The 8,784-nt window shown below is 64.3% G+C and carries 12 protein-coding genes; 1 reads left to right on the forward strand and 11 read right to left on the reverse strand.

The features are described 5' to 3' along the window. A partial coding sequence (eno, locus tag GXY33_09475; GenBank protein ID NLX05361.1) for a phosphopyruvate hydratase occupies positions 1–161 on the forward strand: 161 nt, incomplete at its 5' end. 74 nt (positions 162–235) lie between these two features. Here eno and GXY33_09480 read toward each other — a convergent pair. The 11 genes from GXY33_09480 to GXY33_09530 all read right to left on the reverse strand — a co-directional run. Next, positions 236–1,039 carry a sugar phosphate isomerase/epimerase gene (locus tag GXY33_09480; GenBank protein NLX05362.1) on the reverse strand — a complete coding sequence of 268 codons (804 nt, stop codon included), beginning with the start codon at positions 1,037–1,039 and terminating at the stop codon, positions 236–238. Positions 1,040–1,066: 27 nt separating this feature from the next. Then, entirely contained in the window at positions 1,067–2,131 is a 1,065-nt protein-coding gene (locus tag GXY33_09485; GenBank protein NLX05363.1) for a protein arginine kinase, read from the reverse strand. Between the two features lie 11 nt (positions 2,132–2,142). After that, entirely contained in the window at positions 2,143–2,628 is a 486-nt protein-coding gene (locus GXY33_09490) for a hypothetical protein (GenBank protein NLX05364.1), read from the reverse strand. 135 nt (positions 2,629–2,763) lie between these two features. Beyond that, the gene (locus tag GXY33_09495; protein ID NLX05365.1) at positions 2,764–4,098 is read right to left on the reverse strand and encodes an MCE family protein; all 1,335 of its coding nucleotides are present in this window, start codon (positions 4,096–4,098) and stop codon (positions 2,764–2,766) included. Positions 4,099–4,117: 19 nt separating this feature from the next. After that, positions 4,118–4,963, reverse strand: coding sequence for an ATP-binding cassette domain-containing protein (locus tag GXY33_09500; GenBank protein NLX05366.1), 846 nt, complete (start codon positions 4,961–4,963; stop codon positions 4,118–4,120). A 1-nt stretch (position 4,964) separates the two neighbouring features. Continuing rightward, positions 4,965–5,822 carry an ABC transporter permease gene (locus tag GXY33_09505; GenBank protein NLX05367.1) on the reverse strand — a complete coding sequence of 286 codons (858 nt, stop codon included), beginning with the start codon at positions 5,820–5,822 and terminating at the stop codon, positions 4,965–4,967. Then, on the reverse strand, positions 5,812–6,180 hold the full coding sequence (locus GXY33_09510; protein NLX05368.1) for an STAS domain-containing protein: 369 nt from the start codon (positions 6,178–6,180) through the stop codon (positions 5,812–5,814). Before GXY33_09510 ends, GXY33_09505 begins: the two co-directional genes overlap by 11 nt. Then, the gene (locus GXY33_09515; GenBank protein NLX05369.1) at positions 6,177–6,632 is read right to left on the reverse strand and encodes an ATP-binding protein; all 456 of its coding nucleotides are present in this window, start codon (positions 6,630–6,632) and stop codon (positions 6,177–6,179) included. The genes GXY33_09510 and GXY33_09515 overlap by 4 nt, the downstream gene beginning before the upstream one ends. A 6-nt stretch (positions 6,633–6,638) precedes the next feature. Further along, a complete protein-coding gene (locus GXY33_09520; GenBank protein ID NLX05370.1) occupies positions 6,639–7,049 on the reverse strand; it encodes a HEAT repeat domain-containing protein in 411 nt (136 codons plus the stop codon). Positions 7,050–7,199: 150 nt separating this feature from the next. Next, positions 7,200–7,991, reverse strand: a complete 792-nt coding sequence (locus tag GXY33_09525) for an amidohydrolase family protein (GenBank protein ID NLX05371.1) — start codon at positions 7,989–7,991, stop codon at positions 7,200–7,202. Positions 7,992–8,378: 387 nt separating this feature from the next. Continuing rightward, positions 8,379–8,784, reverse strand: a 406-nt coding sequence (locus tag GXY33_09530) for a glycoside hydrolase family 5 protein (GenBank protein ID NLX05372.1), incomplete at its 5' end; no start/stop codon positions are given.

Consider the following 8,784-nt stretch of genomic DNA (forward strand, 5'->3'; position numbering starts at 1 on the left):
GCACCATCGCCGACCTGGCGGTGGCGACCAACGCCGGGCAGATCAAGACCGGGGCTCCGTGCCGGACCGATCGGGTGGCCAAGTACAATCAGCTCCTTCGGATCGAAGAGGAACTGGGCGGCCAGGCCGTCTACGGCAGCGCGGTCTGGCGGAAGTTCTAGACGCTGCGCGAAGTCAGTACACAACAAAACGCCGGGATCCAAGTCCCGGCGTTTTTGATTCACATGTGCCGCTTCTACTCGGCGCGTCCGTTCAGGAGGCCACGGAGGTTTTGCCACCACGACGGCGTGAGTTTCTTCCTGAGCATCTTGATCGACTCGAAGACTTCGAGGCAGAAGATCGGATCGGCGTTGATCTGCCGGATCGCCCGGCCGATCGGCGGCCAGTCGATGGCGCCGGTCATCGGCAGCAGGTGCTGATCGGCGTCGCCGTCGTTGTCGTGGGCGTGGATGTAGTGGAGGAAGCCCTTGGTGCCGAGGATGTGCCGGGCGGGCGCCCGGTCGACCATGTGGGCGTGGCCGGTGTCGAAGCACAGCCCGATTCGCGGCGAATCGACGGCTTGGATGTCGCGGGCCAGTTGGCCGGTGTCCTGGCCGTAGGCGTAGCTGGGCGGCATGTTCTCGATCAGGAATCGCACGCCCATTTGCTCGGCGGCTGCATCGAGCGTTTGCAGGCCCTGGCGGAGGCTCTGGCTGCGGGCGGGATCGAACGGCGCCTCGGCTCCGGCTGAGTGAGCCACCAGCACCGTGGCGCCGATTCCCAACGCGACCTCGGCTTCGCGGGCGAGCAGATCGACCGCCTTCTGTCGGATCGATGCGTCGGGGGATGAGAGGTCGACCTGCGGGCCGTGCTCGGCGTGAAACGACTCAGCGGCCATGCCCTGATCGTCGAGCATTCGCCGGATTCGCTGGGCCGGCAGCGTGTGTTCGTAGTCCCGCACCACGTGGACGCGCACGATGCCCTGCTCGCGGATGAACGCGAGCGTCTGTGGTTCGGGAAAGTCCTTGAAACCGAAGGGTGCGACCGCGCTGAGTTGCATCGATACCGTCTCGCTGTCTGGGCCCGGCTAGTTGTTCTGATGGTTCGTGAGGCGTTTGCGGACGAACTCGGCCCTCATCTTGCTTCGCTGCTCGTCGTCGAGCTTATGGCCGGCGATCATCTGCAGGTGCGCCGGCTGAATGCTCAGGAACAGGTCGTTGACCGTTTCGAGCGTCACCTCGCTCAAGAGGCCCATGTGCACGCCCATCCGCACCTGCGAGAGCAAAAACATGGTTTCCTCGGAACTCATGGTGCGGGCGTACTTGAGCAGTCCCATCGCCCGGAAGACCTTGTCCTCGAGGACGGTCCGCTTCTGGTCGGCCAGAAGTTCGCGAGCCCGGATCTCGTATTCGGTGATCTTCGGGACGACCTCGTCGATGAACTCCTCGACGATTTCCTGCTCGGTCCGTCCGAGGGTGGCCTGGTTGGAGACCTGGTAGAAATCGCCCATCGCCTCGGTGCCTTCGCCGTAGAGGCCGCGGATGGCCAGGTTCATGTCCCTCGCCGCCCGCAGGACGCGTTCGATCTCGCCGGTGATCCGCAAAGCCGGCAGGTGCAGCATGACGGAGACGCGAATGCCCGTGCCCACGTTGGTGGGACAGGCGGTCAGATAGCCGAACTGCTCGTGGAAGGCGAACTCCAGACGCTGTTCGAGCTGGTCGTCCAGCGAGTTGATCCGGCTCCACGCCTCCTTGAGTCGCAGGCCGCTGAGGAGCACCTGCATCCGCAGGTGGTCTTCCTCGTTGACCATGATGGTGACGGTCTCGTCGGCGGCCACCGCCACGCCTCGCGGCCCCTCGGCTTCGGCGTGGTTGCGCGAGATCAACTGGCGCTCGACCAGAAGCAGGCGGTCGAGGGTCGAGGCCTCGTCGAGCCGCACGAAATGGTACTTGCCGGCCAGGTCGGTGCCGTTGACGCCGGCGACCACGAGATCCTGGACGTCGAGGCGCTGCTGCTCGGAGCACTTGGTCAGGAAGGGATACCCGGCCAGGTTGCGGGCCAGCCGCACCCGGCTGGAGATCACGATATCCGAATGGGGCCCATTGCCTCGAAGCCACTCTCCGCGGGTCTTGGCCAAATCGCTGAGGTTCATCACATCCATGCCTACTCCTGTTCCAGCGACGCGATCTGGTCGCGCAGAGCCGCCGCCCGTTCGTAGTCTTCGAGGCTGACCGCTTCCTCCAGCTCGTTTTTGAGGCGCATCAGTTCGTGCTGGCGTTTGTGCCGGTTTTCCTTGCCGCCCGGGATCTTGGCCACGTGCTGGGTGCGGCCGCCGTGGGCCCGCTCGATCAGACCCTCCAGCGGCTGCTTGAACACGTCATAGTCGTTCGGACATCCCAGAAGCCCGGAGTTACGGAACTGCAGGAACGTCATGCCGCATTCGGGGCAGGTCAACTGGGCGATCTGCTGGGCTCCAGCCTGCTGAAGCACGAACTTCTTGACCACCTGGTCGATCGGTTCGTGCGTTTTGGCCATGACCCCTTCTTCGCCGGCGCAATGCTCGCAGAGGTGTTTTTCCTGTTTCTCACCGTTGGCGATTTCGGTCAGGTGGACCGTGGCGGTGTGTTTCTTGCAGCGCTGGCACAGCATCGGTCAAATCCTTATCTCAAAGGGCGTTATCCAAAGTAGATCATATTCGGGCCTCTGCGCCAGGTCAACACAATGCCGCGTCGGCCGACCGGTCCCGGCCGCCTTGCCGGGCCAGTGGATTATCTGTATCATCCGCTAACTGCGGGACTTAAGCAAGTCCCAGAGTTTCTTCTGGGCCTCTTCAAACTCGCAGTAAGCCTGGTTGACCTGTTCGCGAATCTGCTGAAGCTGCGGGTCGGTCGCCTCGAGCGTTTCGCCCGCGATTTTGATCAGTTGAGTTAACTTGTTATTGACTCGGTCCAGGGTGCCCGCGGCGTCGGCGAAGGACCGGGCCGCCGCCATCAGGTTGGCGTATTCGACCTCTTCCTGCTCGGGTTTGTGCAAAAGGCGCCAGGGGTTTTGGCGGATTTCCTTGGCGGTCGCCTTGAGGTGGGCGGCGGTTTCGGCGAAGTTGTCGACCGCCGACTGGAGGGCGTCGCGATTCAGCGAGACGAACCGCTGGCCCGTGTCGGAGATCTCCCTGACGTTCTGGAGGCTTGTCTGGGCCAGGGACATCGACTCGTGGAGCCTGGCCAGCAGGCTCTCGGGATTCTCGCGGTTTGTTTCCTCCGCGAGCGGGGCGGATATCTCCTCGTCGAGGCGCTTGGCCGTCGTTTCGACATGGTTGAGCGTACGGTCGATCTTCGGCCGGTTCTCCTCGATCATCGCCTGGGTCGCAGCGAGCGACTCGTTGAGCTTGTCGAGGGCGGCGTAGACCCGGCCGAGCGCCGCCTCCTTGTCGCCGCGGTCGAGTTCGCCCTGCAGCACGTCGGTCAGGGCGTTGATCCGATCGACGGTGACGTGGACCTTGGCCATCAGGGCCGCCTGTTCCTCCGGGTTCATCTCGCGGCGCAGGCTGGTTGAGATGGCGTTCACGTCGTCGAGGCTGTGGTGAATTTTGGCGATGATCGATTGCGGGTTGTCCGGGTTTAGCTGTCCTTTGAGCTGGGCCAGCAGGCTGTCCGGCTGGGTTTCGTCCAGCTCGCGGGCGATTTTTTCGAGCAACTGGTTCATGCCGGCCGGCGGCTGGCCCTCGATCACGACGTCCGCGTCGATCCGCGGGCCCTCGTCGCCGGTGTCGGTGATTTTGAGGCTGCCGCCCTCGCCCAGGACGGCGGTGCCGATGCCGATCGCCGCGTCGCGATGGATCGTAAAGTGCTCCGGGATCTGGGCCTGCACGAGGACCGCGAGTTTGCCGGTCTGAGAGTCCTGGCGGTGCTGGATGGCGGTGACCTGTCCGACGTTGACGCCGCGGACCGAAACCGGGTCGCCGACCCGCAGTCCGCCGGTCTCTTCGAAGCGGACGGTGATGGTCTGCGTCTCGGTGAACATGCGGTCCCAGTTGCCGACAAAGCCCAGCACGGCCAGGAACAGCAGGATGACCACCGCCACGGTGATCCCGATCTTCAATTCGTTACGCTCCTGTCGCATATCGCTTCCTCTTGACCGGTTAGCCGGATGCCAGAAGGTTCTCGTATTCGCTCAATCCCTGCACATCGGTCAGCGGCCCGGCGCCCTCGCCCAGCAGGAACTGTCGGATCAGGCGGTCCTGCGGGTTTTCCAGGCTCTTCGGATCGGCCTTCCGCAGGCGGTCAAACTCGTCCCGTGTGCCTTCCCGCAACACCCTTCCCGCGTGCAGCATGACCATGCGGTCGGCGATGCGGAACGCGGAGCTCATCTCGTGCGTGACCACCACGGACGTGACGCCCAGCTTCTTGGTCAGCGAGAGGATCAGCTCGTCGATGGCGGCGCTGGTGACCGGGTCGAGTCCCGCCGACGGTTCGTCGTAGAACAGGATTTCCGGGTCCAGGGCGGTGGCGCGGGCCAGTCCGCCGCGCTTTTTCTGGCCCCCGGAGAGCTGCGAGGGCATCTTGTCGCGGTGCGGCAGCATTCTGACCTGTTCGAGTTTCATCGTCACGATAATGTTGATCACCGACGGATCGATGTCGCTATGCTCGCGCAGGGGCAGGGCCACGTTTTCGCCCAACGTCATCGAGTTGAACAGGGCGCCGGACTGGAACAGGATGCCGAACTTCTTGCGGGTTTCGTTGAGCTGCTGTTCATCCATCGTGGTGATGTCCTGACCGAACAGCAGCACGCGCCCCTCGTCGACGGGATACTCGCCGATCATGCAGTTCAGCAGGGTGCTCTTGCCGCAACCGCTGCCGCCCATGATGACGAGCGTCTCGCCGCGGAACGCCTTGAGGTTGATCCGGTCCAGCACTTTGACCGGCCGGCCATTGGGATCGGGAAACGTCTTGACCAGGTTGTCGACCTCGATCACGGCTTCGGCCATGCTACCATCCCAACACGTAGAACGCGGCGGTGAAGAGGCAGTCGGTCCCGATCAGGGAGACGATGCTGAGCACCACCGTATCGGTTGTCGCCCGGCCCACGCCGACCGCGCCGCCGCTGACCCGCAGGCCCTTGAGGCACGCGATCAGGCTGATCAGCAGCCCGAAGACTCCCGCCTTGACCAGGCCGGTGATAAAATCGCGGACCACCAGGGCGTCCTGGGTGTTCTGCAGGTACACGTGCGGGTCGATGCCCAGCATGAGGATGCTCGTGCCCGCGCCGCCGATGATGCCGACGACGTCGGAGATCACGGCCAGGCAGACCAGCATGAAGACGGTGGCCACAAACCGCGGCACGACGAGGAAGTTGATGGGGTTGAGGGCGTGGGCCCGCAGGGCTTTGACCTCCTCGGCTTCGACCATCGCCCCGATCTCCGCGGCGATCGACGCTCCGGCAAATCCGGACAGCACTACCGCGGTGATCAGCGGCCCCAGTTCGCGAAAGACCGCCACCGCGATGATGTTGGCCACCTTGTCCAACTGCCCGTAGTCCTTGAGCGTCGGCGCCATTTGCAGGGCCAGGATGATCCCGATGAAGACTTGGACCAGCACGATGATCGGAATGCTGCGATAGCCCACCCGCACCATCTGGGCGAACACCGATTCGCGGCGGAATTTCACGTCCCGCCGATAGGTTGCGGCCAGCGTCCACCAGAGGGTCTGGCCCAGCAGCACGGTCAGCCCGCCGAGGAACCGCGCCCCGCCTTCCAGGCCGTCGAGACCCGCGTAGACGCCTCGGCCGATCAGCACGAACGGCCGGGCCAGCCAACGGGTCTGTGACGAAACAGCGCTATCCGCCACGGCTTTGGACCTCCGCTAGCGTGTCGCGGATCTCGAACAGGTCGGTCAGGCGGGCGATCTCGAAGACGTTCCGCACCCGCTCCTGCATCGCGACCAGGGCCATCCGTCCCTTGTAGCGCTTGACCCGCTGAAGGGCCTCGACCAGCGTGGCCACTCCGGAGGAGTCCATGTGCGGTACCTTCGAGAGGTCGATCGCCAGGGTCGCCGGTCTGCTCTGCGTCGCCTCGAGCAGTGCCTTGCGCACCTCCGGCGAGCAGTACAGGTCGATGTCGCCGTGGAGTTTGACCAGCGTGGTCCCGTCCGCGTCCTGAATCTCGCGTACCGGTCCGCCCGTCTGACCACCTTCGGGTGCCGTCATGACTCGCTCCCTTGCCCTTCATCGAGAAACTTCACCATGGTCATTTCCATCCCGCCTTGCTCGTGGCGGCGATAGGTCACCTGGGCCATCGCAGCCCGGATCAGATGCACGCCCAGACCGCCCGGACGCACGTCGTCCAGATCGCGGCCCTTGATCGCCGACGGGTCCACCTGGCGGCCGAAGTCGCGAACGACCAGCCTCAGGGCCCGGCGGGCGTCCAACACCACCATCTCCATGCTCACGTCGATCCGCTGCTCGGTGCTTCCCTCGTAGCCGTGCTCGATCACGTTGGCCAGCGCCTCATTGAGGGCCAGGCCGATCTGGCCCACCTGCTGCCCGGTGAACCCTTCCCGGCTGGCAAAGGCTTCGGCGGCCGCCCTGACCACGCAGATCTGCTTGGGATCCGAGGCAATCCGCATCCGGATCACCTTGCTCTCCGTTCTGATCGACACAATCGATTACTCCGAGCCGCCCGTCGTGACCGGCGGGCCGGCTGGTTTCGGCCTGGTTTTTGAACCGCTGATCCTATTCTCTTTGAGCCACGTCCGCCAGCGTTCGACCGCTTCGACCCGCTCGTGGAGCGGCCCGTACGGCTGATACCCGAAGTCCTGCCCGGTCATCTCTCGCAGGGCGGAGACGGCGGCCAGGCGCACCGCGGCGTCCTCATCGTCCAGCCGGTCCACGATCAGCGGAAGGGCCGACCGATCGTCCCGTTCCAGCGCCTCAACGATCGCCCGCACGCGCTCGGCTGCCTGAGGGTCCTGGATGCGCTGCTGATACTCCACCTCGGCGACCTGCCGACCGCAGCCGGCCAGCATCGCCGCTGCGATGGCGGTAGTCAGAACCGATCTGTATCCGCTCCAGGACATGCTTCCGTTCCTCAATTCAGGACCGGCTGCGGCTGGCCACGGTGACGGGTGGCACCCCGAATGCGGCGCGCACCAACCGCTACTTCTATTCTATCGGCTGATCGCCCGTTGCGGCCCACTGCAAAAAGCACCGCCATTGCCGGTTGACGGCTAGAGTCCCAGCAGCCGCACGGCGTTATCGTGCAGGATCTTGCGCTTGTCCTGGTCGGCGATTTCGGCGTGATCGATCCGGGCTCGCTGCATGGGGGCGGAATACAGCGGCGTGTCGGTGCCGAACAGGATGCGGTCCGACCCGATCTGCCGGACGGCCCATTCCAGCAGGTTGGCGGTGATTCCCGATGCGCTGGAGGTGTCGACGAACACGTTGCCGTGCCGACTTGACTGGACTGCCCGCACCTGGTGGCCTGGATCGCCGTCGAACCCGCAGCCCAGGTGTGCCAGGATCAGCCGGACGTCCGGGAAATCGTTGGCGAACTTGACGAAATCGCTCGGCAGGCTCCGCTCCTCGCCGCTGTGGGTGATGATGACCGTTCGCAGCTCCGCCGCCAGCTCGAACAGCGACCGGCCGTGCTCGGTGATCGGGTATTCGTGTTCTTCCGGATGGACCTTGATGCCCACGCACCACGGCTGGGTCAGCATCTCGCGGGCCTGGTCGAACGTTTGCGGCTGGCGCGGGTCGACGACCACCCACTGGCGGAGCTCCGGCCACCGGGCCACCACCGTCGCGGCCTCCTCGTTGCCCGCGGCGGCGTCCGCCTTGCCTCGTGGCATCAGCCCCAGCAGCGGCGAGACCACGGTGACCTGCACGCGGGCCCGCCTCGCCCGGTCCACCACCACCTCCGGCCCGCCGGTCATCAGCTCGTTCTTGATGCCGGCGTTTTCCTGGGTGTAGATCCCGTAGTGTCCGTGTACGTCGATCGCCTTCTGTTCGCGAATGTCCATCGCAGGCCCTTGTTGCAGAGAGATTTCGTTTTGCCGACTGGTGATGTGAGTATAGGGTCATCCGGTGGGTCAGGCAATGGCACAGTGCCGGATTCTTCGGATCGGAAGAGGCGATGAGCGCGCAGACCATGCAACTGGGTTCGATCGGGGCTGGGGCGGCTCGGCGGATGTGCGGACCGGCCATGCGGTGCACGCTTCCGCGCTTGCCGACCGACCTCCTCGGCTGTGATTTTCACCGTGATCACCTTCGCTTGGCCATGCTCTCCGGGTACGGCGCGAGCTCCATCGTACCCGCGTTGGAAGGTGCAGAGCGAAGCGGTGTGCCTTCTGGCGTGTCCGCGGGCTTGTTTTCCGCTTGAGGCCTGAATGGCCAACCTGAAGGTGGCCTCAGAACTCGTTGAAAACCCCATGGCCGGGACGGAGCCTTCCGTCGGCTTCTATGAAGGCAAGATTGCCCGGCGCGCTCAGCGGTCCGAACTCGGGCCGATGAGCATCCGCGATGAGGCTGTGATGCAGGAGATAGACGAGCCAGCCGATACCCCGTCTCTTCAGTTGTTCGAGGGTATAGCGAATGATCTCGACCCGCTTGTCGTCGTCCGTGGCGCCCCAGCACGTCTCCGTTGCGATCAGAGGTTTGCCGACACTGCGGGCAAATCGCACATAGTCATCCAATGACTTCTCGTAGGCATCCTTTTCGTGCACCGGGCTGTCGCATGTCCAATAGGGATGGATGCTGAGAATATCACTGATCGGTTCAATCTGTTGGATTCCATCGAGGCCATGTACCGCATGA

This window comes from Phycisphaerae bacterium (assembly GCA_012729815.1).
Taxonomy (GTDB): domain Bacteria; phylum Planctomycetota; class Phycisphaerae; order JAAYCJ01; family JAAYCJ01; genus JAAYCJ01.

Excerpts from the sequence above, each read along its gene's own strand:
- GXY33_09500 (NLX05366.1), bottom strand. The coding sequence starts at position 4,963 with ATGGCCGAAGCCGTGATCGAGGTCGACAACCTGGTCAAGACGTTTCCC.
- GXY33_09490 (NLX05364.1), bottom strand. The coding sequence starts at position 2,628 with ATGCTGTGCCAGCGCTGCAAGAAACACACCGCCACGGTCCACCTGACC.
- GXY33_09525 (NLX05371.1), bottom strand. The coding sequence starts at position 7,991 with ATGGACATTCGCGAACAGAAGGCGATCGACGTACACGGACACTACGGG.
- GXY33_09520 (NLX05370.1), bottom strand. The coding sequence starts at position 7,049 with ATGTCCTGGAGCGGATACAGATCGGTTCTGACTACCGCCATCGCAGCG.
- GXY33_09495 (NLX05365.1), bottom strand. The coding sequence starts at position 4,098 with ATGCGACAGGAGCGTAACGAATTGAAGATCGGGATCACCGTGGCGGTG.
- GXY33_09510 (NLX05368.1), bottom strand. The coding sequence starts at position 6,180 with ATGACGGCACCCGAAGGTGGTCAGACGGGCGGACCGGTACGCGAGATT.
- GXY33_09480 (NLX05362.1), bottom strand. The coding sequence starts at position 1,039 with ATGCAACTCAGCGCGGTCGCACCCTTCGGTTTCAAGGACTTTCCCGAA.
- GXY33_09485 (NLX05363.1), bottom strand. The coding sequence starts at position 2,131 with ATGAACCTCAGCGATTTGGCCAAGACCCGCGGAGAGTGGCTTCGAGGC.